Raw genomic sequence first — 24,226 nt, 5'->3', positions numbered from 1 at the left:
CATGCTCGCCGAGAATGATTGCGCTGGAAAAACTCTCGCGCGACGACGACATCCTCCCGATACAGCCGGCCAATGGACGATCACATGCTAGCCACCGGCGGCGACGGAAGGAATTCCGACGCCAGGAAGGCACGGACATAGGTATCGAGCACAGCATGGTCGATCGGCGGGCAGGCAATTCCACAACCGGCGAGCGCCCGCCGCGCGTTGGTGTCGTCCAGCACGATCTCGGCGCCGCCGCCGAAACTACCACTGACCAGGGCGGCACGCACCAGCGAATCATCGCCTGCGGCCGCGCGCAGGCGTGCTTCCTCGGCGAATCGCAGCTGGATCGTTTCCACTGTCTCTGTCCTGATCGGCAGGCCGTGGCGGGCGAGGGATTCGAAGACCTCCCGGACCGCGACCGGTTTCTCGTTCACCAGGTGATATTCGATATCGGTGGCCGTACCTAGGGAGATCGCGACTATTGCGCTCGCGACGTAGGTCACCGGCACCAAATCCATTGTGGCCGCACCGATATCGGGGGCGGCGCCGAGGATTGCCGCGGCGCGGATCATGTTCCAGAACGAATCGTCGGGACTGTTCCGGCCGATTCGGAGGTCGCCGGAGACCAGTCCGGGACGGTAGATGCGCACGGGGACGCCCCGCTCTCCCGCTTGCAGGATCAGTTGTTCGGCCACCCATTTGCTGGCGATATAGCCGTGCTCGGGTAGTTCGTCCGCGCCGATCCTGGTGCCCTCGTGGACTCGGAGTTGTCCGCTCGTGGTGGAGATGACGGTGTTGGCGCTCGAGACGAAGTGGACCGGTTTGATCTGCCGGGTGGTGGCCAGGCGCAATACTTCCCGGGTGCCCTCGACATTGGCGGCGCGCAGCCGCGAGTACGGCTCGAGGTGATTGACCCGCGCGCCATTGTGGTAGATCGCGTCGATCCGGTCGGCGAGCCGCGCGTATTCGGTGTCTGTCAGCCCGAACGCCGGTGCGGCGAGATCGCCCGACACAGGAACGATCCGGGCCTCGAAGGACTCGTCCCACAGCTCGTAGGACCGCAGGGCCGCACGAATCCGATCGCGCCCGTGGCCCGCGCTGTCGGCGCGCACCAGGCACCACACCTGGGCGTCGGTGCGATCGAGCAGCTCGCGCAGCAGGTAGGCGCCCACGAATCCGGTTGCACCGGTGAGCAGGACATCACGCATGCGCCGCGGGCCCGGTCCGGTGATCCCCGGTTCGAGCACCGCATCGGCCAGGAGCGGGGCCGGGCCCTCGGACGGCGCGTCGTCACCGGTCGCAAGCGCGGCGAGCCCGCGCACGGTGGAGGTCCGGAACAGTGCGGCCACGGGCAGTGCGAGGCCGAGCCGGTCCGTGAGCGCCTGTTGCAGCGGGAAGGTCAGCAGCGAGGTGCCGCCCAGGGCGAAGAAGTCGTCGTCGGCGCCGACTCGTTCGCGGCCGAGGATCTGTGCGAAGACCTCCGCCACCAGCTGCTCGGCAGGTGTGGACGGCGCCCGGAAGGTCGCGGCCTCGAATACCGGCTCCGGCAAGGCCTTACGATCCAGCTTCCCGACCGGTGTCAGCGGGATCTCGTCGAGCACCACAATCGCGGCCGGCACCATGTGCCGTGGCAGACCACGGGCGGCGTGCTCGCGCAGCTGATCGGGATCGAGTGCGTGTCCCGCGGCCGCACGCACATACGACACCAATACCGTGGCGCCGTCGGCGGTTTCACGGCCCAGCGTGGTCACGAAGTCGACGTCGTCGTGGCCGCCGAGCACCGCGTCGATCTCGCCGAGTTCGATGCGGAAGCCGTGGATCTTCACCTGGAAGTCCGTGCGGCCGAGGTATTCCAGTTCCAGGCCCTGCGGCCCGGTCACCCAGCGCGCGAGGTCACCGGTGCGGTAGATCCGCGCACCGGGTGCACCCCACGGGCAGGCCACGAACCGTTGCGAGGTGAGTCCGGCGCGGTCGTGATAGCCGCGCGCCATGGCCGCACCGGTCAGATACAGCTCACCGGCGACACCCGGCGGCACCGGCCGTAGTCGCGAATCCAGGACCAGTGCGGAGCGGCCCGGTATCGGGCGGCCGATGGTGATGGGCTGTCCCGCAACCAGCGTCGTGTAGGTCGCGCCGATGGTCATTTCGGTCGGGCCGTAGCCGTTGTAGTAGCGCCGGCCCGGCTGCCAGGCGGTCAGCAGGTCCGGTGTGGTGACATCGCCACCGGCCGAGATCAGTTCGAGCGCGCCGAGTCCGGTGGGATCGAGGGTGCCGAGCAGTCCGGGGGTGAGGACCGTGTGCGTGACGCCTTCACTCCGCAACAAGCTGTCGAGTTCCGCACCGCCGAGCACCTCGGGGGCCGCGATCACGAGGGTGGCTCCGGTGGAGAAGGCGCACAGCCATTCTTCGATCGATTGGTCGAAGCTCGGGGAGCAGATGTGCAGCATCCGATGGTGTGGCTCGAGCCGGTACGCGTCGATCACGTAGTCGAGGAGCCCACCGAGTCCGGCGTGTGTGACGGTGACGCCCTTGGGCTTACCCGTCGACCCCGAGGTGTAGATCAGGTACGCCGGATGCCGCGGATCGAGAGGTGCGCGCCGGTCGGCGTCGGTCACCGGCGCCGCGGACAGTGCCGCGCAGTTGTTTTCCGTGGCGGGGTCGTCGAGGGCGAGCCAGTCCAGCTCGCCGGGTAGTTGTGCGAGATGTGCCGCGGCGGTGAGGCCGAGCGCGGCGCCCGCATCGGTGACCATGTGCCGCACCCGATCCTGCGGGTAGGCCGGGTCGACCGGTACATACGCGGCGCCGGTCTTCGCCACCGCCAGCACGGCGGCGACCATGTCATAGGATCTCGGAAAGGCCAGCGCCACGAGGCTTTCCGGGCCGATATCGCGGCCGATGAGGTGCCGTGCCAAGCGGGAGGAGTATTCGTCGAGCTCCCGGTAGGTGATCGAACGGTCGCGGTAGCGCACCGCGATCTGTTCCGGAACCAACCGCGCACCCCGGGTGAGCAGGTCCGGGAGCAGGCCGTCGATCGTCGACGGTGATCCCTGAACATCGGTCAGCAGTGCGTATTCGGCCGCGTCGAGCAGCGGCAGATCTCCGACCGGAGTGTGCGGCGCGGCGGTCACGGCCGCCAGCAGCCGGGTGAATCTCTCGGCGAAACCGCGCACGGTCGCCTCGTCGAACAGGTCGCGGGCGAAGGTGAACAGCGCGTCCATCCCGCCGGCCTCGCCACCGGATTCGCTCAGGGTCAGTGACAGATCGAACTGTTCGGTCTCGATCGCGAAATCGACCGCACCGACCCGCAATCCGGGCAGCTCGAAGGTGCTCTCCGGCAGATTCTGCAGTGTCAGCGAGACCTGGAACAGCGGATTCCGGGCCGTCGACCGCTCCGGCTCGAGCAGTTCCACCAGCCGTTCGAACGGCATATCGGCGTGCGCGTACGCCTGCAGATCGGTCTCCCGGACCCGGGCCAGCAGCTCGGTGAAACTCAGTGCGGGCGGTATCTCGGTGCGCAGCACCAAGGTATTGACCAGCATGCCGATCACGCCGTCGAGGGCGGGATCGTCACGCACGGCCGCCGGGGCGCCGAGGACGATGTCGGTGGTACCGGAGAGCCGGGCGAGCAGCACCGCGAAGGCGGTGTGCACCACCATGAACAGGGTCGCGTTCTGCTCGCGCGCGATCTCGCCCAGCCCGCGCCGCACCTCGGCGTCGATCGAGAACGGCACCCGCCCACCGCGGAACGAGGACACCGCCGGGCGGAGGCGATCCGCGGGCAGGCCGAGCTCGGCGGGCGCACCGGCCAGCGCACTGCGCCAATACCGCGCCTGCTGCGATAACGGGCTGTCCGGATCCGCGTCCGAACCGAGCGCATCCCGCTGCCAGACACTGAAATCCGCGTACTGCACGGGCAGTGGCGCCCACTGCGGCGCGGCGCCGGCCGCGCGGCTCGCGTAGGCCACCATCACATCTCGGGTGAGCGGGCCCATCGACCAGCCGTCGCAGCAGATGTGGTGTGCCACGAGAACCAGTACATGTTCGGCGGTTTCCGTACCGGTGAGGCGGAGCAGCTCGGCCCGCACGGGCACTTCGGTGGTCACGTCGAATCCGGCGGAGACGAGCCCGGCGATGCGCGGTGCCAGCGCATCCGCCGTCACCGGCTGTGGCGTGAGGTCCGGGACAGCTTGCCCGGCGGGCAGGATGACCTGATGGGCGATGCCGTCGCGCTGCGGGTACAGCGTGCGCAGTGTCTCGTGGCGCAAGATCAGATCCGCGACGGCGCACTGCAGTGCGGTCACATCCAGCTCACCGGTCAATCGCACGGCGACGGGAACGTTGTAGGCCGCGGAGGCGGTGTCGAAGCGGTTGACGAACCACATCCGCTGCTGTGCCATCGACAGCGGGACCGGATCCGGTCGCGGGCCCGCCACCAGTGCGGGTCGCCCGCCGGTGCTCGCATGCCGCATTGCGGCGGCGGCGAGCGCGGCCACCGTCGGCTCCTCGAACACCAGCCGTCCCGGAATCCGAGTGCCCAGGGCCGTACTCACCAGGGATGCCACCCGGGTGGCCAGCAGCGAGTTGCCGCCGAGTGCGAAGAAGTTGTCGTCCAGTCCGATTCGTTCGACGCACAGCACCTCGGCGAACGCCCCGGCAACCAGCTGCTGCACCGGATGCGTCGGTGCGCGGAAGGCGGCCGTCTCGACCACCGGGGCCGGGAGGGCGCGGCGATCGAGCTTGCCGTGTGCGGTCAGCGGAATCGCGTCGAGCACGACGAAGGCCGACGGCACCATGAATTCGGGCAGGGTCCGCGCCGATTCGGCGCGCAGCGCCGCACAATCGGGCTGCCCCACCAGGTACGCCACGATGCGCTGATCCCCTGGCGTGTCCTCGCGGACGACGACCGCCGCATTGCGCACCGATTCCACGGCGAGCAGCGCGGATTCGATCTCCCCCAGCTCGATGCGGAAGCCGCGCACCTTCACCTGATCGTCGGCGCGCCCCAGGTATTGGAGGTTCCCGGCCGCATCCCATTTCGCCAGATCACCGGACCGGTACAGGCGCGATCCGTGCACATCGAACGGGTTCGCCACGAAGCGCCCGGCCGTCAGCGCGGACCGCCCGAGGTAGCCGCGGGCCAATTGCGCGCCCGCGACATAGATCTCGCCCGGCACCCCCGCCGCCACCGGCTTCATCCGCTCGTCGAGCAGCAGGATCCGCAGACCGGGAATGGCCGAGCCGATACCGGTCCGTCCGGTCGTGGTGATCCGATGCTGGGTGGTGTGCACGGTCGTCTCGGTGATGCCGTACATGTTCACCAGTTCCGCGCCGCCCTCCCCGTGCCGGGCGCGCCAGTCCGCGAGCCGGCCGTTATCGAGGGCCTCGCCGCCGAACACGATGTACAGCAGCGACAGTGGCGTCAGACCGGGGATCTCCGCGGCTCGGCGGTCGGCCTCGGCGAGCTGGTAGAACGCCGAGGGCGTCTGGTTGAGGACGGTGACCCGCTCGGTGCGCAGCAACTCCAGGAACTGCTCGGGTGATCGCGAGGTCTCGTAATCGACGACGACCACGGTACCGCCGTGCAGCAGTCCGCCCCACAGTTCCCAGACCGAGAAGTCGAACGCATAAGAGTGGAACATGGTCCACACGTCGCGGTGATCGAAGCCGAACTGCCGCTGCGTGTTCGCCAGCAGGGTCACGACATTGCGGTGCGGGATCTGCACGCCTTTGGGGCGGCCCATGGAACCCGAGGTGTAGATGACGTAGGCCAGATTGCCCGGCAGCAGCGCGGCCGACCGGTCCGCGTCGGTGATGGGCGAATCGTCGAAGTCGGCGAGATCGGCATCGTGCACGTCGACCACGGGCGCCGTGATCGGCAGGCCGGTTCCCGAATCGGTGATGGCGCACACCGGTTCGGCGTCGGCGAGCAGGTAGGCGATCCGCTCGGCCGGGTAGGCCGGGTCCACCGGCAGATATCCGCTGCCCGACTTCACCGTGGCCAGCAGGGCGACCACCAGTTCCAGGGAGCGCGGCAGGGCCACGGCCACCAGCGTCTCGGGTCGCGCGCCCAGCGCGATCAGCTTGCGCGCCAGCCGATTCGACAAGATGTCGAGCTCGCGGTAGGTCAGCCCGCGGTCACCGAAGCGGACGGCGGTGGCATCGGGCACCGCGTGGGCCACGCGGTCGAACAATTCGGCCAGCGTCGTATGCGGTCCCAGGTATGCGGTGCACGGGAATACGGTGCGCAGAAACTCGGCGATCGACTCCGGCAGGGTGCGTGCGGCCCGCCGCACGCCCTGCGCCGCGACCTCGGCCTGCGTCACGATCACGCCGGCCGGGCCGTGGACGTAGGCGATGTCCTCGGGTTCGATCGGGCGCAGCCGATCCTCGTAGGTCACCGGTTCATCGGAGAATTCGGCGAGTTCGTCGCGGAATTCCGGACTGTCCATTCGCAGCCACGCACCCGGCCCGCTCGGCGCGGATCCGGCCGCCAGGCTCAGTACCGTCTGCGCCGCAACGGTATTCGAGTCGTCGACGACGAAGCCCGCACCGGTTTTCGCCACCGCCCACATGGCCGTGACGGAGTCGATGGATACCTCGCCCGTGATGGCGACGAGATCCCCCGGCCCGATCTCGCGCCGAATCAGCAAGCGCGCCAACCGCGACGAGTCGCCGTCGAGTTCCCGATACCGCAGCACCTCACCGCAGAGTGCTACCGCGATTCCGTCAGGGTCGTTCTCGGCTGCCAGCGCCAGCAGGCGTGGCAGCTTGGTCACGCGTGCCCGGCGCGTCCGAACGGACCTGCCGCGCACCCGTTCCTTCACCGTCCGGCCCGCAACGGACGCGTCCTTCTGCACTTTTCATCTCCCGGCGGACATTGTCTCGACTAGAACACTTCCATCCTGAACGATTGACCAGAAAATTTCGCTGAACGGTTACCAAACAATTGGTCCAGACCAGCTAATCGACGAGTGACGCGACCCCGTTACCCACCGACCAGTCGACGGGGCTGTTCTCGGTCAGCGTGATGACCACGTCCTCGCGGCGAACGCCGGCCTTCTCCTCGAGATTGGCCACGATCCGGCGGTAGAGGGCCTTCTTGCGTTCATCGGTGCGGCCCGCGACCAGGGTGATCCGGATGAAGACGACATCGTGGCGCTCGATGCCCAGATAGGTGGGGTCGAAGATCAATTCGCCGGTGCCGCGGGTGCCGATGATCTGGAATCGATCGCCCGGCGGGATGCCGATGGCGGCCACGAGGGCGTCGTGCACGCCGTCGGCAATGGCCCGCAGCACGGCGGCCGAGCGGTTCGGACCTGCGTCGATGGTGACGAGAGGCATGGGTGGATCCTTTCCAATATGTTCGACAGTAGGCGAACATACTCCGATGTTCGCCTACTGTCGAACATGTAGAGTGAGGGAATGGCAAGCCGAACCGCCGTCCCGCTCACCCACCCCGACCGCGACGCCCTCTCCCTGATCGAGGTCCTCTCGGCACTGAGCGATCCACTGCGGCTGGCCATCGTCGCCAATCTCGCCGACGGGTCCGAAATGCCTTGCACCGCTTTCGAACTGCCGGTCAGCAAATCGACCCAGAGCTGGCATTTCCGCACCCTGCGCGAAGCCGGTGTCATCCGTCAGCGCGACGACGGCACCCGGCGCCTGAACTCCCTGCGCCGCACCGATATCGACGCCCGCTTCCCCGGCCTGCTCGACCTCGCCGTCCGCGAAGCCGCCACCCTGTGTCCACCGGTCCTGGCCGAACGCCGGACCTGCACCCGCCCCTGACCTGTAGCCCGCGCGAGCCGGGCGGGTGTCATCCCGCCCGGTCGCCGCGCAGCCGATCCCCCGCCCCGAATCCGGGGTAGGTCGGCGTTATCTGACAAAGCAGGTCCGCCGCACGGGCAGACCACGATCCTCCAGGGCGGCCAGCATGGCCTGCCCGCGCCGCGCGCCCTCCGCCGAGGAGGTGCCCGACAGGGCCGGCACGTAAGTCGCCGCGCCCACAACCGATTCCGCGACCAGCGCCCAGAAACGCCGCGCGCCCAGTCCCGCACACCGGGCCAGGGCTTCCTGGACCAGGGTCAGCGCCGGTTCCCAGCGGGCGGCCAGCCACACATACATGGCCGGTTCACACGGCAGCGCGACGACACCCGGTTCGCCGGTGAGCTCGTCACCGTCGAGTACGCGAATCGTGGTGTCCGCCAGTCCCGCCCAGTCGATGCCACCGTCGTTGTCGGTGTGGATCCACAGGTTCTCCAGGCCCGGATCCCAGGCGCGGCCCTCGGCCACCACCATGGCCATGACCCGTCCCACCACGGCGTGGATCAGGGCGGTCGCCACCACCTCGGCGGCGATATCGGCATTGCTCATCTCCGCGGCGTGCCGGCGGTACATGAGCTCGATGCGGCCTTCGCGGATCCCGTCGGCCAGCCGCCACCACCGGCGCTTGCCTTGTTCGGACATGGCCGCCACGGCGTAGACGCGCGGGTGGTCGGGTTGCAGGGCGCGCAGTCGATTACAGGCACGGCCGAAGGCGATCCGGGAATCGCGCGGCGGGCACATGGTTACGGGCTCGAGCATCGAACCTCCTCTAATCATCAACTATTCCTGCCTCTGGGTTTCCAACAAGAACGGAAAGATAGGTTAGGCTTACCAGACTTGTCGAGCAATGAATGTGTCAGGAGTAGTTCGTCACCGTGCCCGCCGTAGTCACCACCAGACGGCGACGTCTGTTCGGACTCCTCGTCCTGGCCGTGCTTTTGCTGTGCGCAGTGGCCGCCAGCATCAGCCTCGGATCACGGCTGTTGCCCCTGCACACCGTGTGGGACGCCCTCACCTGCCCGGGCGGCCTACCCCTGTCCTGCCCCGCCCAGGGCACGGCCGAACAGATCGTGCGCGAATTACGGCTCCCCCGAACCGGACTCGCGCTGATCACCGGCCTCGCCCTCGGCATGGCAGGCGCACTCATCCAGGGGTATACCCGAAATCCGCTGGCCGACGCAGGATTGCTCGGTATCAATGCGGGCGCAGCATTCCTCGCGGCGCTCAGCATTCACCTGCTCGCGCTGACCTCGGCCGCACAGTTCATCTGGTTCGCCTTCGCCGGAGCGCTGCTCGCCGGAGCGGTGGTCTTCGGGGTCTCGTCACTGGGCGGCGGTAAGGCGAGCCCGCTGAGCCTGGTGCTGGCCGGTGCCGCGGTGACCGCGTTCCTGCAGGCGATGACGAATGTCGTGGTGCTGCTGGACAGCAGCGCCCTGGACGCCTACCGCTTCTGGGTCGTCGGCGATGTCGCGGGACATGACGTATCGGTGTTCTGGCAGGTCCTGCCGTTCCTCATCGCGGGCGCGATCCTGGCCGTGATCGCCGGGCCCGGCCTGAATCTGCTGCAACTCGGCGACGATGTCGCCCTCGGACTCGGAGTCAATCTGGGCCGCACCCGCGCGCTCGGTCTCACCGCCGTGGTCCTGCTCGCGGGCGGCGCTACGGCGGCCGTCGGCCCGATCGCCTTCCTGGGCCTGATCGTCCCGCATCTGGCCCGCAGCATCACCGGCCCGGATTACCGCTGGCTGCTGCCCTATTCGGGCGTGATCGGCGCGATCACGCTGCTCATCGCGGATACCGCCGGACGCCTGATCGCCCCGCCGGGTGAGATCCAGGCCGGAGTCACGCTGGCCGCTCTCGGCGCGCCCTTCTTCATCCTGCTCGTCCGCCGCCGAAAGCTGGTGAGTCTGTGACCCTCTCGACCGTGCGCCCGACGGTCCGCGTCGGCGGCTTCTCCACCGTGCTGCGAATCCGCGCGGTACTCCTCGTGATCGCACTGGCCGTGCTGCTGTTCGGCCTGTTCGCCTGGGATATGTCGGTGGGCGACTTCCGGATTCCGATCGGGAAGGTGTTCGACGTGCTCGGCGGCGGGGGCACCCGCGCACAACGCTTCGTGATCATGGACTCCCGGCTGCCGCGCGCCTGCGCGGCCGTGGTGGTCGGCGCGGCACTGGGATTGGCGGGCGCGGTGACACAGTCGATCCTGCGAAACCCGCTGGCCAGCCCCGATATTCTCGGCATCACCTCCGGCGCGAGCGTCGGCGCCGTCGCCGTACTGATCGGCGTGGGCGGCGCGGGCACCGGAATCGCCGCGGCACTGGGTGTTTCCATCGCGGCCCTGCTGGGCGGACTGCTCACCGCGGTGCTCATCTACCTGCTCGCCTGGGGCCGCACCACCAGCGGGGACAGCGGGGTCATGGGATTTCGCCTGGTGCTCATCGGCATCGGCGTGAACGCTGCGCTGCTGTCGGTGGTGAGCTGGCTGCTGACCCGGGCGACGCTCACCGATGCGTCGCACGCGCAGCTCTGGCTGACCGGCTCGCTGAACTCGGCCAGCTGGTCGACGCTGGTTCCGGCGTCCATCGGGCTGGGCATCGCGGTGCTCGTGTGCGTCGCCTCGACACGGACCTTGGCCACCATGCGATTCGGGCCCGACACCACCCGGATCCTCGGTGTCCGCATGCAGACCCAGCAGGCGGTGCTGATCGCGGCCGCCGTGGTCTGCGCCGCGCTCGCGACCGCCGCGGTCGGGCCGCTGGGCTTCGTGGGCCTGGCCGCGCCGCAGACCGCGCGCCGGCTGCTGCGCACCCCTGGTGAGCCGATCATCGCCTCGGCGCTGGTCGGCGGTATCGCCGTGGTGGGCGCGGATCTGCTCGCGCGCACGGTGTTTCCCGTGCAGGTGCCGGTCGGCGTGGTCACCGCGGCGGTCGGCGGACCGTTCCTGCTCTACTTGCTCGTACGTACCAATCGGAAGGCCACGCTATGACACTCGCCGCGGAGCATCTCACCCTCGGCTACGGCGACCGGGTCATCGTGGACGGGCTGTCGGTCGATATCGCGCCCGGGGTGATCACCACGGTCATCGGGCCCAACGGCTGCGGGAAGTCGACGCTGCTGCGCTCGCTGGGCCGGCTGCTGCGCCCCAAGTCGGGCCGGGTCCTGTTGGACGGCAAGGCCATTTCGACCATGAAGACCAAGGATGTGGCGCGTCTCATCGGCATGCTGCCGCAGACGCCGGTGGCGCCGGAGGGGCTGACCGTCGCGGATCTGGTTGCGCGCGGGCGGCATCCGCATCAGTCGTGGCTGCGCCAGTGGTCCTCCGATGACGAGGCCGAGGTGGCGACCGCGCTCGAGCAGACCGGCATCGCGGAGCTGGCCGGGCGCACGCTCGACGAACTCTCGGGCGGGCAGCGCCAGCGCGCGTGGATCTCCATGGCGCTAGCGCAGGGCACCGACATTCTGCTGCTGGACGAGCCGACCACTTATCTGGATCTGGCGCATTCCCTCGAAGTGCTGGATCTGGTGGACCGGCTGCACGACGATTTCGGGCGGACCGTGGTCATGGTGCTGCACGATCTGAATCTGGCCATCCGCTACAGCGATCGGCTGATCGTCATGCACGACGGGCGGATCGTGGCACAGGGCACACCTGCCGACATCATCGACGCCGAGCTGCTGCACGAGGTTTTCGGCCTGCGCGCCGAGGTGCTCGAGGACCCGGTTTCGGGCCGCCCGATGATCGTTCCGATCGGCGCCCGGCACGTCCGCGGCGCCGATCACCTGGCCGCACAGCACTGATCACCCGCCCGGCAATGACGCCGGTCACTCCGCCGCGCCGGTCAATGCCCCGGTCCGGGCCGCTATGACCAATACCACACCAGCTACCGACCGGTTACGACGACCTGTAGTACGCATTCATGTCGGAGTCTCCGTAAACTTGTGGGATGGCAGGTCTTGGTGAACTCGAGAAAGCGGTCATGGACCAGTTGTGGTCGGCCGACGAACCACAAACGGTCCGGCAGGTCCATGAAGCTCTCGCCGCGCGCCGCGAACTCGCGTACACCACGGTGATGACCGTTCTGCAGCGCCTGGCGAAGAAGAATCTGGTGGTACAGCAGCGCGACGACCGCGCCCACCGCTACGCCCCCGTCCACACTCGCGACGAACTCGTCGCCTCCCTCATGGTCGATGCCCTGCAGCAGGCCGACGAAGTGGGCAGCCGCCGCGCGGCTCTGGTTCACTTCGTAGAACAGGTCGGTGCGGACGAGGCTGCCGCATTGCGCGACGCACTCGCTAAGCTCGAAGCCACCGAGGCGGCCCGCAAGGAGTCAGGAGACCCCAAGCAGCCCTGATGCCTCGGCCCCGAGCCCCACAATGCAGTGAGCTGAGGAATGGACGTAACTGCGCCGGTTTTCGCCGGTCTCGCCTTACTTCTGGCGGGACCGGTCCCGGCGCTGCTCAGCCGAAGCAAGTGGCCGTACCGGAGTCCGCGTGCCGCACTGGTGCTTTGGCAGGCCATCGCCCTGGCCGCCGTGCTCTCCGCGTTCGGATCGGGCCTGGCCATCGCGAGCCGGCTGCTGGTTCCCGGTGACGACGGCCGGCCCACCACCACCCCCAGCGCCGAGATCGATGCGGTCGGGCTGCCGTTCTGGCTGGCCTACGTCACGGTTTTCGCGCTCACCCTGCTGGTCGGCGCCCGCCTCATCTGGTCGGTGATCCGGGTCGGCATCCACACGCGCAGGCGGCGCGCGCACCACCGTATGCTGGTGGACCTGCTCGATCAGAGCGGCGTGCAACGCAAGTCGGCCGATATCCGTGTGCTGGCCGCCACCGAACCCATTGCCTACTGCCTGCCGGGGTTGCGCCGCCGCGTGGTGCTCAGTCAGGGCACCGTCACCAATCTTTCCGATGAGGAGCTCACCGCCATCGTCAGCCACGAGCGTTCGCACCTGCGTGCCCGCCACGACCTCGTCCTCGAGGCCTTCACGGCCGCGCACGAGGCCTTCCCGCGGGTGGTCCGCTCCAAATCCGCACTGGATTCGGTGAAATTGCTCATCGAGCTGCTGGCCGACGATTCCGCGGTCAAGGTCACCGGGCCCACGCCGCTGGCCCGCGCCCTGGTGGCCTGTTCGAATTCGACTGCGCCGCAGGGCGCCATGGCGGTCGGCGGTCCGACCACCCTCATCCGTATCCAGCGCCTGGCCGGTCCCATCGGAGACATGCGCGTCGCGGCAGCCGCGTATGTGGCCGCCGCCGCGATCCTGGTGGTGCCGACTCTGGCCGTGGCCATTCCGTGGCTGGTCGAACTGAGCCGATTGCTGAATCGTGCCTGAGCCCACGAGTTTTGCGGCGCTGGGCCTGTCGCCGGTGCTGGTGCATGCCCTGCGCCGGGACCGGATCGAGCAGCCGTTTCCCATTCAGGCCGCGGTGATTCCGGACATTCTCGCTGGTCGCGACGTATTGGGCCGGGCCGCAACGGGTTCGGGGAAGACCCTCGCATTCGGGTTGCCCATGATGGTCCGGCTGGCCAAGTCGCCCAGCCTGCCCGGTCGCCCGCGCGGGCTGATCCTCGCGCCCACTCGCGAATTGGCGATCCAGATCGAATCGGCGCTGGACGAACCGTCATTGGCGCTCGGGCTACGGCTGGCCACCGCGGTCGGCGGGCTGCCCATCAAGAAGCAGGAAGAGCGCCTGGCACGGGGGGTTGACGTACTCATCGCCACGCCGGGGCGGCTCGCGGATTTGCTGGGACGCAAGGCCGCGCATCTGGGCGATGTGCGGGTCGTCGCGGTCGACGAGGCCGACCACATGGCCGAGTTGGGCTTCATGCCGCAGCTCACGGCCCTGCTCAACAAGATTCCCGAGGATGCGCAGCATCTGCTGTTCTCCGCGACGCTGGACGAGACCATCGACGCGCTGGTGCAGCGGTATCTGAACGATCCAGTGCAGCATGCAGTCGATGCCGATCCTGCTGCCGCTCCGAAGCGTGCGAAGGGCGCCGCACCGGACTCCGCCGAATCCGGTGCCGCCGAGGCGGATTCCGGGCAGCTGGCGGCCGTCCCGGATATCGCCCACTACACGGTGCACATCCGCCGCAGCGACAAACGGAATGTGGTCACCGAGATCGCCGCGCGCAAGGGCCGCACGCTGCTGTTCGTCCGGACCCAGTACGGCGCCGACAAACTCGCGCGCCGCCTGCGCGAGATCGGCATCTCCGCGGTCGCCCTGCACGGCGGCAAGGTGCAGAACCAGCGTTCGCGCACCCTCGCGGCCTTCGCCGAGGGCAAGGCCGATGTGCTGGTCGCGACCGATGTCGCGGCGCGCGGCCTGCACATCGACGACGTCTCCCTGGTCGTGCACGTGGACCCGCCGGAGGATCCGAAGAGCTATCTGCACCGCACCGGGCGGACCGCCCGCGCCGGTGCGTCGGGCACGGTGCTCACCCTGGTGAGCGAGGACGTCCGCGCCGAGGTCGAGACCCTCACCCGCCAGGCCGGCATCACCCCGGTCGAACTCGAGGTCCGCCCCGGTGACGCCCGCCTGGCCGAGCTCACCGGCGCACGCCGCGCACCCGGCGCCCCGATCGCCGACCCCTCCGCCTTCGTGGCAGCGCAGACCGATCCCATTGCGGCCGAAGCCGATTCGGCCCGGACCCGCAAGCGTCCCGGCCCGCCCCGCGGCGAGAGCCGCAAGCACACCAAGAAGCGGGGCAAACCGGACTCGGCCCGCCGCCGAACCACCCGCTGACCCGACACGCGCGACAGTGCCGGACACGCCCGCTATTACCGGTGAATTTCCGTCACTCCCAGCCGACTCCCAGCCAGTAGCAATTCCCCGGCAATCAACATGGTGACCATACGGTTTCCGCCCGGAGCCCGCCGCGGGTCGCGCAACGCTAGCCGAGTGCGAGTGCCTCGCCGCTTCGAGGCCGGGGCGATCACACTCGCCCTCGACACCGAAGGCCGCGGCCACATTGCCAACGCTGTGGGCGACGAGCCGCTCGAGGTGCTGTTCATCCCGTACGTGGGATGATTTCCGGCCCGGTTGCCACTACTCGTACAGCCTTCAGCTACCATGGCGTAACGTGCAGTTTCTTCCTGGGCAGAACCCGCCCTACGACCTGACCTACGACGACGTCTTCCTCGTCCCGAGCCGGACGGATGTGGCGTCGCGATTCGATGTCGATCTCTCCACACTGGACGGGACCGGCACCACCATTCCCCTCGTGGTCGCGAACATGACCGCTGTCGCCGGCCGCCGCATGGCCGAGACGGTGGCGCGCCGCGGTGGCATCGTGGTGCTGCCGCAGGATCTTCCGATCCCGGCCGCCGCGGAGACCATCGGCTTCGTCAAGAGCCGCTCGCTCACCGCCGACACCCCGGTCACCCTCGGCCCGGAGGCCTCGGTCTCCGACGCTCTGGCGCTCATCCACAAGCGCGCGCACGGCGCGGTCGTGGTGATCGAGAACAACCGGCCGGTCGGCGTGGTGACCGAGGCGTCCTGCGCGGATGTGGACCGCTTCGCGCGGCTCAGCACCGTCGCCGAGACCGACTTCGTCAGCGCCCCCGCCGACACCTCCCCGCGTGACGTCTTCGACCTGCTCGAGGCCGGTCGCGGCCACGTCGCCGTGCTGGTCAACCCCGACGGCACCCTGGCCGGCGTGATGACCCGCACCGGCGCCATCCGCACCGGCATCTACCAGCCGGCCGTCGACGCCAACGGCAAGCTGCGCATCGCGGCCGCGGTCGGCATCAACGGCGACGTCCCGGCCAAGGCCAAGGCCCTGGTCGACGCGGGCGCCGACGTGCTGGTCATGGACACCGCGCACGGCCACCAGCAGAAGATGCTGGAAGCCCTCGCCTCGGTGGCCAGCCTCGGACTGGGCGTGCCGCTGGTGGCGGGCAATGTGGTCTCCGCCGCGGGCACCCGCGACCTGATCGCCGCCGGCGCGGACATCATCAAGGTCGGTGTGGGTCCCGGCGCGATGTGCACCACCCGCATGATGACCGGCGTGGGCCGCCCGCAGTTCTCCGCGGTCGCCGAATGCGCTACGGCCGCAGCCGAACTGGGCAAGCACGTGTGGGCCGACGGCGGCGTCCGCCACCCGCGCGACGTGGCGCTGGCGCTGGCCGCCGGCGCCGCCAACGTGATGATCGGTTCCTGGTTCGCCGGCACCTACGAGTCGCCCGGCGACCTGCGGGTGGACCGCGACGGCAACCGGTACAAGGAGTCCTTCGGCATGGCGTCCAAGCGTGCCGTGGCCGCGCGTACCGCCACCGATTCGGCGTTCGACCGGGCCCGCAAGGCGCTGTTCGAGGAGGGCATCTCCTCCTCGCGCATGCGGCTGGACCCCGAGCGTCCGGGCGTCGAGGACCTGATCGACCACATCACCTCGGGTGTGCGCAGCTCCTGCACCTACGCGGGTGCGCGCAGCCTGACCGAGTTCCACGAGCGCGCCACCCTGGGTGTGCAGTCGGCCGCCGGCTTCGCCGAAGGCCGTCCGCTGCCCTCCGGTTGGTGAGCGCCCGGTAGTACTGCACAGCAGAACCCGGCGGGGTCTCCGGTCTCGAATGATCGGCTCCTCGCCGGGTTTCGCGCGTCCGGACCCGCCGTGCAGAAACCGTAAAGGGCACCCGGTAGCATGGGCGTACCCGGATCCCGCTCACCGCGGGTATCCGCCGAGCACATCCACCGACCCCTGCGAAAGGAACAAGTTGTCACCCGCGTCCGAGGGCGCCGCACAGGAGGGCTCCTCTACCGAGCCGGGTGACAAACCCGGCGTTGTTCTACCGGCACTACAGACAGCCAGGTGGTGCTGACCGTGTCAGCCGTGCTCACCATTCTCAGTTTGATCGGCTTCATCGCATTGACCGCGGGTACCGCGTTGTTCGTTGCGGCCGAATTCTCGCTCACCGCATTGGAACGCAGCACCGTGGAGGCGCACGCCCGCGAGGGTGACCGCCGAGCCCGGCAGGTGCGCCAGGCGCATCGCACGCTCTCGTTCCAGTTGTCCGGCGCGCAGCTGGGTATCACCATCACCACGCTGATCACCGGCTATATCGCCGAACCGGTGCTGGCCCGGCTGCTGGAGCCGCTCTTCCGCGCCTGCGGCCTGAGTACCGGTACCGCGCACGGGATTTCGCTGGCGCTGGCGCTGCTGCTGGCGACCTCGCTGTCCATGATCTACGGCGAGCTGGTGCCCAAGAACATCGCCATCGCCTCACCGCTGAACACCGCCCGGTGGACCGCGGGCCCGATGATCGCGTTCTCCATGACTTTCCGCTGGCTCATCAATGCCCTCAACGGCGCCGCCAACTGGGCGGTGCGGCGCATGGGCGTGGAGCCGGCCGAGGAATTGCGTTCCGCGCGTTCACCGCAGGAGCTCGGCTCCCTCGTCCGCACCTCCGCCCTGCACGGCGCGCTCGATCAGCGCACCGCGCAGGTGGTGGACCGCTCGCTGGAATTCGGTGAGCGCACCGCGGAAGAACTCATGACCCCGCGCGTGAAGATCCACGCGCTCGATCGCGACGACACCATCGCCGATCTCATCGACGCCGCGCGCGAGACCGGGTTCTCCCGCTTCCCCGTCATCGACGGCGACCTGGACAACACTCTCGGCGTGGTGCACGTCAAACAGGCCTTCCTGCACCCGATCGCGGCCCGCCGCAAGGTGCAGCTGGAGACCATCGCCAAGCCGGTGCCGATCGTGCCCGCCAGCCTCGACGGCGACGAGGTGCTCGAACGGATCCGCGCCGACGGCATGCAGGTGGCGCTGGTGGTCGACGAATACGGCGGCACCGCGGGCATGGTCACCATGGAGGACGTCATCGAGGAGATCCTCGGCGATGTCCGCGACGAGCACGACGAGGAAGAGGTCGAGGTGCGCCGCACCCCGGCGGGCTGGAACTGCTCGGGCCTGCTGCGGGTCGACGAGGTCTCGCGCACAACGGGATACGACGCGCCCGAAGGCGAGTACGAAACCCTCGGCGGCCTGGTGCTGACCCGGCTGGGCCGGATCCCGCAGGCCGGTGACGAGGTGCTGCTGCCGCAACCGGGCAACGGCCATCACCCCGAGCCGCACACCCGTGGCGGCTGGATCGCCAAGGTGGAACGGATGGACGGGCGGCGACTCGACCGGATCCTGCTCCGCCCCGTCGACGCCGAAGAGCTCGCGAGCTGGGAGCGCGACCATGGGTGACGCGTACGCGGTGTTGCTGGCGCTGGCGCTGTTGCTGGGCAACGCCTTCTTCGTGAGCGCGGAGTTCGCGCTCATCTCCGCCCGCCGCGACCGCCTGGAAGCCCTTGCCGCACAAGGTAAGCGGAGCGCCAATACGGTCATCGAGGCCGGGCAGAATCTGTCCATGATGCTGGCGGCCGCGCAGCTGGGCATCACCATCTGCTCGATCCTGCTGGGCCGCGTCGGCGAGCCGGCGGTGGCGCATCTGCTGCAGCAGCCCTTCGATCTGCTGGGCGTGCCGGATTCGCTGCTGCACCCGATCTCCTTCGCGCTGGCGCTGGCGATCGTGGTGGTGCTGCACATCCTGATGGGCGAGATGATCCCGAAGAACATCGCGCTCGCCGGGCCCGAACGCGCGGCGCTGCTGCTGGTTCCGCTGCATCTGATGTGGTTGCGGCTGGCGCGGCCGCTCATCGCGGTCTACAACTTCGCGGCCAATATCACGCTGCGGGCGCTGCGCATCGAACCCAAGGACGAGCTGGATTCCACGGTGTCCTCGGTGGAACTGGCGGAGATGTTCGGCGAATCGCGGTCGGAGGGACTCCTCGACGAGGAGGAGCACCGCCGGCTCACCCAGGCGCTGGGATCGAGTGATCGCGTGGTCGCCGATGTGATGGTGCCACTGGACAAGACCCGCTCGGTGCCGCTGCGCGGGGACGGCACCACCCTCGGCGATATCGAATCCGCGGTCGCCGAAACGGGTTTCTCGCGATATCCGGTGCGCGCGGCCGACGGGTCCATGGTCGGCTACCTGCACGTCAAGGACGTGCTCGACCTGGTCGCCGACGACGAGGCGGGCCCGGGCACCCCGATCCCCCGCACCGATATCCGCCCGCTGCCCACGGTCAGCATGGGCACCACGCTGTTCGAGGCGCTGGCGCGGCTGCGGCGCACCAACTCCCATCTGGGCCGGGTGGTGGACAGCCGCGGCAATACCGTGGGCATCGTGGCGCTCGAGGATCTGATGGAGGAGTTCGTGGGCACCGTCCGCGACGCCACCCATCGCATCGCGGAATGACCGTGGCGGCAACGGATTCCGAGATCGTCCTGCTTCCGGCGGGCGAGTGGCGCGCACGCGCCGCCGCCCACCGGGAGCGGGTGGATGCGCTGGTCGGGCCGTATCTGACTGCGCGCGCGTCGGGTTCGAAGCATCCGGTGATCGACTTCCTGTTCACCTATTACGGGCACAAACCGGCGCAGTTGAAGCGCTGGCACCCGGGTTTCGGTATCGCGCTGGCCGATGCCGCCGAGTATGCCGGGACCCGCGGCTACCACGAGGTTGCCGCCGGTGCCGCGTGGACCGCCGATCCGGCGTTCCTCGAAAAGCGCCGCGATACGGTCGAGTTCGTGGCCCGGCTGCTATCGGCGACCGCCGCGCGCCCGGCGCAGCTGTCCTGCTTCGGGCTGCACGAGTGGGCGATGGTCTACCGCACCGACGATGTCCGCCATCAGCAGGTCCCGCTGCGCCTCGGCACGGCGGGCACCGATGCGGTCGTCGAGTCGATGCAGTTGCGCTGCACGCATTTCGACGCGTTCCGCTTCTTCACCCCGGAGGCGGTCCCGCGCAATGTCGAACCGCTCACCCGGGAGTTGCAGGTCGACCGTGAGCAGCCGGGTTGTCTGCACGCGAATATGGACATCTACAAGTGGGGCTTCAAGCTGACCCCGCTCATCGGTTCCGATCTGCTGCTGGAGTGCTTCGAACTGGCTTGTGCGGCACGCGAACTCGATATGAAGGCCAGTCCGTACGACCTCCTGGAATTCGGCTACGAACCGATTCGTATCGAAACACCGGCCGGGCGCGCCGAATACGTGCGCAGCCAAGCCGATATCGCCGCACGAGCCGAGACCCTGCGCACACGCTTGCTGGGCGACTGTCGCGCACTGTCCGGGCATTAGCCCCCGGCGGACGGCCAGGCCCGGTCGTCGACCGTGAGGAAGGGTTCGGCGGCGGCGGATGCCGGTGGGGCGCCGGTGAATTCGCGGATATCGCGATGCAGGTGTGATTGGTCGGCGTAGCCGGTGTCGGCCGCCACCAGTGCGGGCGCCTGTCCTTGCACGAGCCGATGGACGGCATGGTCGAAGCGGACCAGCTTGGCCGCCCGTTTGGGAGTCAGGCCGACCTGGGCACCGAATCGGGACCACAGTCGTTGCCGGCTCCAGCCGACCTCGGCGGCCAACTCCTCGACCCGATAGCGGCCGCGACTGCCGACGATCCGGCGCCATGCCCACGCGACCTCCGGATCGGCCGGGTGCCGGTCGTGTAAACGTGCCGCCAGCGTCGCTTCGATCAGTGCGAATCGCTGCTGCCAGCAAGGTGTTTCGTGCAAGCGTTCACACAGCCGCGCCGCGTCGCGCCCCCACAGCTCGTCGAGGCCGACCAGGGTTCCGCCCAGTTCGCTGACCGGCATGCCCAGTACCGCGGACGCGGCCAGCGGTGACATGCGTACCTGTACGCATTCCAAGGCTTCCACGCGCAGTGGGACCGGATCGCGGATCAGGCCCAGCGCCAGGCTGCCCGCCCGTACCCTGCCCGCCGGATCATCGATATCGAAGCGGCTGTCACCGAATTCCAGCAGCACCGTGACGGCCGGGTGTGGGATGGCACGCAGCGATTCCGAGCCGCCACCGTGAATACGGAATCCGGCCATGTCGAAGCCTCGTAATGCGAGTGCCCGCGACGGTCGCGCGATCTCCCAGGACACGTATCGATTCTAGGCCGCTGACATTTCTTCAATACGGATCCGTTGCCGTGCAGCAGCGTTGGGTGCGTGCATACCGCTCGACCCGAGGAGAACCCAATGAACGAGCACACGGCCGCCGCGTCGAATCGATGGCGCGCCATAGGAACGATGGTCATCGCCGCACTACTGGCCCTGTTGACCGGCGGCACGACGGGAGTGGCGACCGCGCGGGCGGACGACGCCCGGGACCGGATGGTGAATCTGCCGGGCGGCGCCCTGCATGTCGTCACCGACGGGACACCGAGCACCCGTGCCGTGGTGCTGATTCACGGGCTGGCCGGGTCGACCGCGTGGTGGGATCCGGTGGTGCCCGCGTTGAGCGATCGGTACGTGGTGCGGATCGACCTACTGGGACACGGGAAGTCGGACAAGCCGGATAGCGGATACAGCATGGAGGAGCAGGCGAGCCGGGTGGCGGCCGTACTGGACGACCTCGGTGTGCGGCAGGCGATCGTGGTCGGTCATTCGACCGGCGGCTATGTGGCGACGGCCTTGGCGGCGCAGCGCCGTGACCTGGTGACCGCTATCGCGTTGGTGGACACCGGGTCCCGGCTGGACGCGTTCACCGACAACGGCCCGGCCGGCGCCCTGCTGGCCGTGCCCTCGATCGGGCGGCTGCTGTGGCCGATCCTGCCGGATGCCGCCATTCGCGCCTCCCTGAGCAGCGCTTTCAATGACGATGTCACGATTCCCCCGCAGATCGTCGCCGATGTCCGCGGGATGACCTACCGCAGCCTGACCGCGACCTCTGCGGCCTCCGACACTTTCCTGCAGCAGCGCCAGGAACCGGCACGTCTCGCCGAGCTGGGCCTGCCGGTCATGGTGTTGTTCGGTACGCGGGATCGGCGCTGGCCTGCGGCGTCGTTCCAGGATTACCGCGCGGTGCCGGGTGTTCGCCTCGAGTCCCTCGACTGTGGGCATACGCCCATGCTCGAGGAGCCCGGCCCGACCGGTGCGCTGTTGCACGATTTCACCGCTGCGCACTGACCCCGACCAGGGGCTTCTGCAATTCGTCCCAGACAGCCCCTACCGGCCAGTCAGTTTATGAGTTAGGTTCTCGAGACGTAACCGTAACCACACTGCGCATCGGATGTGTGGGCGGTCACGTGAGTTTCGGAGAAGTTCGGGGGTACCGCGATGAGGCGGTTGACTGGGATACGGCGATCCAGGGCCGGGGTGCTGGCCGCGGCCGCGCTCTTGGGCGTGGCCGTGCTGCCGATCGGCGGCGCGTCCGCGGATCTGCAATCCGATATCCAGAATCAGGTGCAGCAGTTCCTGGATGTCGGGCGCACCTCGGTGCCGCGGGCGGAGTGCGGGCCGGATTCGATGCCGGAGAACGGGATGCAGGGCGATGTGCCCGCCGCGGATCGCGACAGCGGGCGCAGTACCCAGGGGTATCGCTGCAATATGTCGTTCGTGGGCGGGTATACCGGGCGCGGTGCGGGTATCACTTCCGCCAGCTACGACCATTGCTCGTACACGGGCTCGATGTTCCCGGGCAATATCCTCGGGCCCGCGCAGGGTGTGCAGGTGCTGGATGTGTCGGATCCGGCGAATCCAGTGGTCACCGGGAGTCTGACCGAACCCGCCATGCTGGCCGGGACGTGGGAGTCGCTGAAGGTCAATGCCGCGCGGAAGCTGTTGGTGGGCACCGGTGTTCCCATCGGTGAGGGCGCGGGATACCTGTCGGTGTACGACATCTCCGACTGTGCGCACCCGCGGCTGCTCAATGCCGGTGCGGGCACGAATCTGCTGATGCCGCTGCCGATCACGACCCACGAGGGCGGGTTCTCCCCCGATGGGCGCACCTACTGGGCCTCGGGCATCGCGCCCGGGTTCGTGAGCGCGGTGGATCTCACCGATCCGGTGAATCCGCACGTGATCTGGCAGGGGCTCACCGGGATCGAGGCGCACGGGTTCGGCATCAGCCCGGACGGGAATCGCATGTATCTCTCGGCGCTGGGCGGGTTCACCGTGCTGGATATCAGCGCCGTGCAGCGACGCGATCCGAATCCGCAGGTCAATCACATCGGCCGGGTGTTCTGGACGGACGGCTGGGCCACCCAGCACAGCATTCCGGTCACCTATGACGGCAAGCCCTACCTGTACACGGTGGACGAGGGCGGCGCGGGCGGGGTGAAGCTGGTCGACATCTCCGACGAGAACAATCCCAAGGTGGTCAACAAGATCAAGCTGGAGATCAACCTGCCCGAGCATCAGGATTCGGCGATGGCCTCGGCCATGGGCGGCTCGGTCTTCTCCTACGACGCCCACTACTGCGCGGCCGATCGCCCGGACAATCCGACCGCATTGGCTTGTGGCTGGGAGGAATCCGGCATCCGGGTCTTCGATGTGAAGGACCCCTTCCACCCCCGCGAGATCGCCTACTTCAACCCGCCCGCGAAGAAGGGCCAGAACCTGCAACTCTGGAACTCCCCGCATGCGCTGGCCTCGATCATCGGCTTCCCGCTCATGGAGTTCCCGTCGGCGGCCCGCGCCATGCTGGAGGGCAAATTCGATCCGGCCAAGGCGCTTTCGGCCCGCACCGGGCAGATCGCCTTCGGTGACCTGTCCACCGACTGGTGCTTCTCCCCGCCCGAATGGCACGGCAGCCAACTCTGGACCACCTGCAATGACAACGGTTTCATGGTGCTGCAGCTGGCCGACAACGTGTACACCGCGCCGGGCGACCAGCATTCGGTGATCGGCTCATGAGGACGCGCCGTGCCGACCGCATCCGGCGCCGGCTGCGCGGCTTCGGCTATCGCTGGCGGCGACCGGCCGGGTTCACCGTGCTTGCGCTGGCGCTGCTCACCGCCGGTTTCCTGGTGCGGCCGCTGATCGTGCCCGAAAGCGTCTCCGCCGCACCGGTTCTCACCCCGGTAGAGATCGGCTTCTCCCAGGACATGCTGACCCACCATGAGCAGGCCCTGTTCCTGGTGGAACGCCTGGACCCGGGCGCCGACCCCACGGTCCGCCGTCTCGCCCAGCAGATCGCCGATACCCAGCGCACGGAGATCGGCACCATGCTCGGCTGGCTGCGCCTGGCCGACGCCTCCCCCTCGAATGTGCACCCCATGGCCTGGATGCACACGAAAGGCGCAGGCACAGCCGACAATTCGATGGCGGGCATGCCCGGCATGGGCATGCCCGCGACTCAGCCGGGCACGAGCATGCCCGGCATGGCCACCCAAGCCGAACTCGATCGCCTGGCCACCAGCCGCGGCGCCGACGCGGAAACCCTGTTCCTCCAACTGATGTTGCGCCACCACCGCGGCGGCGTAGCCATGGCTCGGGCCGTCGACCAACTCCTCGCCTCCGGCCCGGTCAAGGAAGCAGCGCGTGGCATGATCACCACCCAGAGTCAGGAAGCCGGGCTCATGGCCCTGCTGCTGGCCCAACGAGGTGCACAACCACTGTCCTGACACGTGATTTC

At 68.6% G+C, this 24,226-nt stretch carries 19 protein-coding genes; 15 read left to right on the top strand and 4 right to left on the bottom strand.

Annotation, left to right across the window (positions count from 1 at the left end; translation table 11 throughout):
• Window positions 1-80: 80 nt before the first annotated feature.
• Window positions 81-6,842 carry an amino acid adenylation domain-containing protein gene (locus tag ACH438_RS31080; protein ID WP_397011653.1) on the bottom strand — a complete coding sequence of 2,254 codons (6,762 nt, stop codon included), beginning with the start codon at window positions 6,840-6,842 and terminating at the stop codon, window positions 81-83.
• A 103-nt stretch (window positions 6,843-6,945) separates the two neighbouring features.
• The gene (locus tag ACH438_RS31075) at window positions 6,946-7,326 is read right to left on the bottom strand and encodes a tautomerase family protein (protein ID WP_397011651.1); all 381 of its coding nucleotides are present in this window, start codon (window positions 7,324-7,326) and stop codon (window positions 6,946-6,948) included.
• Window positions 7,327-7,407: 81 nt separating this feature from the next.
• Between ACH438_RS31075 and ACH438_RS31070 the strand changes: the two genes are divergently transcribed.
• Window positions 7,408-7,773 (top strand): ArsR/SmtB family transcription factor, encoded by a 366-nt coding sequence (locus ACH438_RS31070; RefSeq protein WP_397011649.1) that lies wholly within the window; start codon window positions 7,408-7,410, stop codon window positions 7,771-7,773.
• Between the two features lie 87 nt (window positions 7,774-7,860).
• Here ACH438_RS31070 and ACH438_RS31065 read toward each other — a convergent pair whose 3' ends face one another.
• Window positions 7,861-8,568, bottom strand: a complete 708-nt coding sequence (locus ACH438_RS31065) for a hypothetical protein (RefSeq protein WP_397011647.1) — start codon at window positions 8,566-8,568, stop codon at window positions 7,861-7,863.
• Between the two features lie 116 nt (window positions 8,569-8,684).
• Here ACH438_RS31065 and ACH438_RS31060 point away from each other — a divergent pair, with 116 nt between their 5' ends.
• The 11 genes from ACH438_RS31060 (at window position 8,685) to ACH438_RS31010 (ending at window position 19,945) form a co-directional block, all read left to right on the top strand.
• Window positions 8,685-9,722 carry a FecCD family ABC transporter permease gene (locus ACH438_RS31060; RefSeq protein ID WP_397011644.1) on the top strand — a complete coding sequence of 346 codons (1,038 nt, stop codon included), beginning with the start codon at window positions 8,685-8,687 and terminating at the stop codon, window positions 9,720-9,722.
• On the top strand, window positions 9,719-10,795 hold the full coding sequence (locus ACH438_RS31055; RefSeq protein ID WP_397011642.1) for a FecCD family ABC transporter permease: 1,077 nt from the start codon (window positions 9,719-9,721) through the stop codon (window positions 10,793-10,795). The genes ACH438_RS31060 and ACH438_RS31055 overlap by 4 nt, the downstream gene beginning before the upstream one ends.
• On the top strand, window positions 10,792-11,607 hold the full coding sequence (locus ACH438_RS31050) for an ABC transporter ATP-binding protein (protein ID WP_397011640.1): 816 nt from the start codon (window positions 10,792-10,794) through the stop codon (window positions 11,605-11,607). Before ACH438_RS31055 ends, ACH438_RS31050 begins: the two co-directional genes overlap by 4 nt.
• A 146-nt stretch (window positions 11,608-11,753) precedes the next feature.
• Window positions 11,754-12,161 (top strand): BlaI/MecI/CopY family transcriptional regulator, encoded by a 408-nt coding sequence (locus ACH438_RS31045; protein WP_397011638.1) that lies wholly within the window; start codon window positions 11,754-11,756, stop codon window positions 12,159-12,161.
• Window positions 12,162-12,200: 39 nt separating this feature from the next.
• Entirely contained in the window at window positions 12,201-13,142 is a 942-nt protein-coding gene (locus ACH438_RS31040; RefSeq protein ID WP_397011636.1) for a M48 family metalloprotease, read from the top strand.
• The gene (locus ACH438_RS31035) at window positions 13,135-14,556 is read left to right on the top strand and encodes a DEAD/DEAH box helicase (protein ID WP_397011634.1); all 1,422 of its coding nucleotides are present in this window, start codon (window positions 13,135-13,137) and stop codon (window positions 14,554-14,556) included. The genes ACH438_RS31040 and ACH438_RS31035 overlap by 8 nt, the downstream gene beginning before the upstream one ends.
• A 156-nt stretch (window positions 14,557-14,712) precedes the next feature.
• Window positions 14,713-14,841, top strand: a complete 129-nt coding sequence (locus ACH438_RS31030; RefSeq protein ID WP_397011632.1) for a hypothetical protein — start codon at window positions 14,713-14,715, stop codon at window positions 14,839-14,841.
• A 52-nt stretch (window positions 14,842-14,893) separates the two neighbouring features.
• Complete coding sequence (locus tag ACH438_RS31025; protein ID WP_397011630.1) at window positions 14,894-16,330, top strand: GuaB1 family IMP dehydrogenase-related protein; 1,437 nt, start codon at window positions 14,894-14,896, stop codon at window positions 16,328-16,330.
• A 300-nt stretch (window positions 16,331-16,630) separates the two neighbouring features.
• Window positions 16,631-18,007 (top strand): hemolysin family protein, encoded by a 1,377-nt coding sequence (locus ACH438_RS31020; protein WP_397012103.1) that lies wholly within the window; start codon window positions 16,631-16,633, stop codon window positions 18,005-18,007.
• Entirely contained in the window at window positions 18,000-19,064 is a 1,065-nt protein-coding gene (locus ACH438_RS31015) for a hemolysin family protein (protein WP_397011628.1), read from the top strand. Before ACH438_RS31020 ends, ACH438_RS31015 begins: the two co-directional genes overlap by 8 nt.
• Complete coding sequence (locus ACH438_RS31010; RefSeq protein WP_397011626.1) at window positions 19,061-19,945, top strand: 3-methyladenine DNA glycosylase; 885 nt, start codon at window positions 19,061-19,063, stop codon at window positions 19,943-19,945. Before ACH438_RS31015 ends, ACH438_RS31010 begins: the two co-directional genes overlap by 4 nt.
• Here ACH438_RS31010 and ACH438_RS31005 read toward each other — a convergent pair.
• The gene (locus ACH438_RS31005; RefSeq protein WP_397011624.1) at window positions 19,942-20,751 is read right to left on the bottom strand and encodes a helix-turn-helix domain-containing protein; all 810 of its coding nucleotides are present in this window, start codon (window positions 20,749-20,751) and stop codon (window positions 19,942-19,944) included. The two genes, ACH438_RS31010 and ACH438_RS31005, sit on opposite strands and share 4 nt — an antisense overlap.
• Before the next feature lie 96 nt (window positions 20,752-20,847).
• Between ACH438_RS31005 and ACH438_RS31000 the strand changes: the two genes are divergently transcribed.
• From ACH438_RS31000 to ACH438_RS30990, 3 genes are all read left to right on the top strand, one after another.
• Window positions 20,848-21,777, top strand: coding sequence for an alpha/beta fold hydrolase (locus ACH438_RS31000; protein WP_397011622.1), 930 nt, complete (start codon window positions 20,848-20,850; stop codon window positions 21,775-21,777).
• Window positions 21,778-21,927: 150 nt separating this feature from the next.
• Entirely contained in the window at window positions 21,928-23,505 is a 1,578-nt protein-coding gene (locus ACH438_RS30995; protein ID WP_397011620.1) for an LVIVD repeat-containing protein, read from the top strand.
• On the top strand, window positions 23,502-24,215 hold the full coding sequence (locus tag ACH438_RS30990; RefSeq protein ID WP_397011618.1) for a DUF305 domain-containing protein: 714 nt from the start codon (window positions 23,502-23,504) through the stop codon (window positions 24,213-24,215). The genes ACH438_RS30995 and ACH438_RS30990 overlap by 4 nt, the downstream gene beginning before the upstream one ends.
• The last annotated feature ends 11 nt before the right edge of the window (window positions 24,216-24,226 follow it).

Origin of the sequence: Nocardia sp. NPDC020380 (assembly GCF_044386975.1) — a bacterium.
Taxonomy (GTDB): domain Bacteria; phylum Actinomycetota; class Actinomycetes; order Mycobacteriales; family Mycobacteriaceae; genus Nocardia.
The sequence above is the reverse complement of the archived record's forward strand: the minus strand, read 5'-3'. Positions and strand labels throughout refer to the sequence as shown.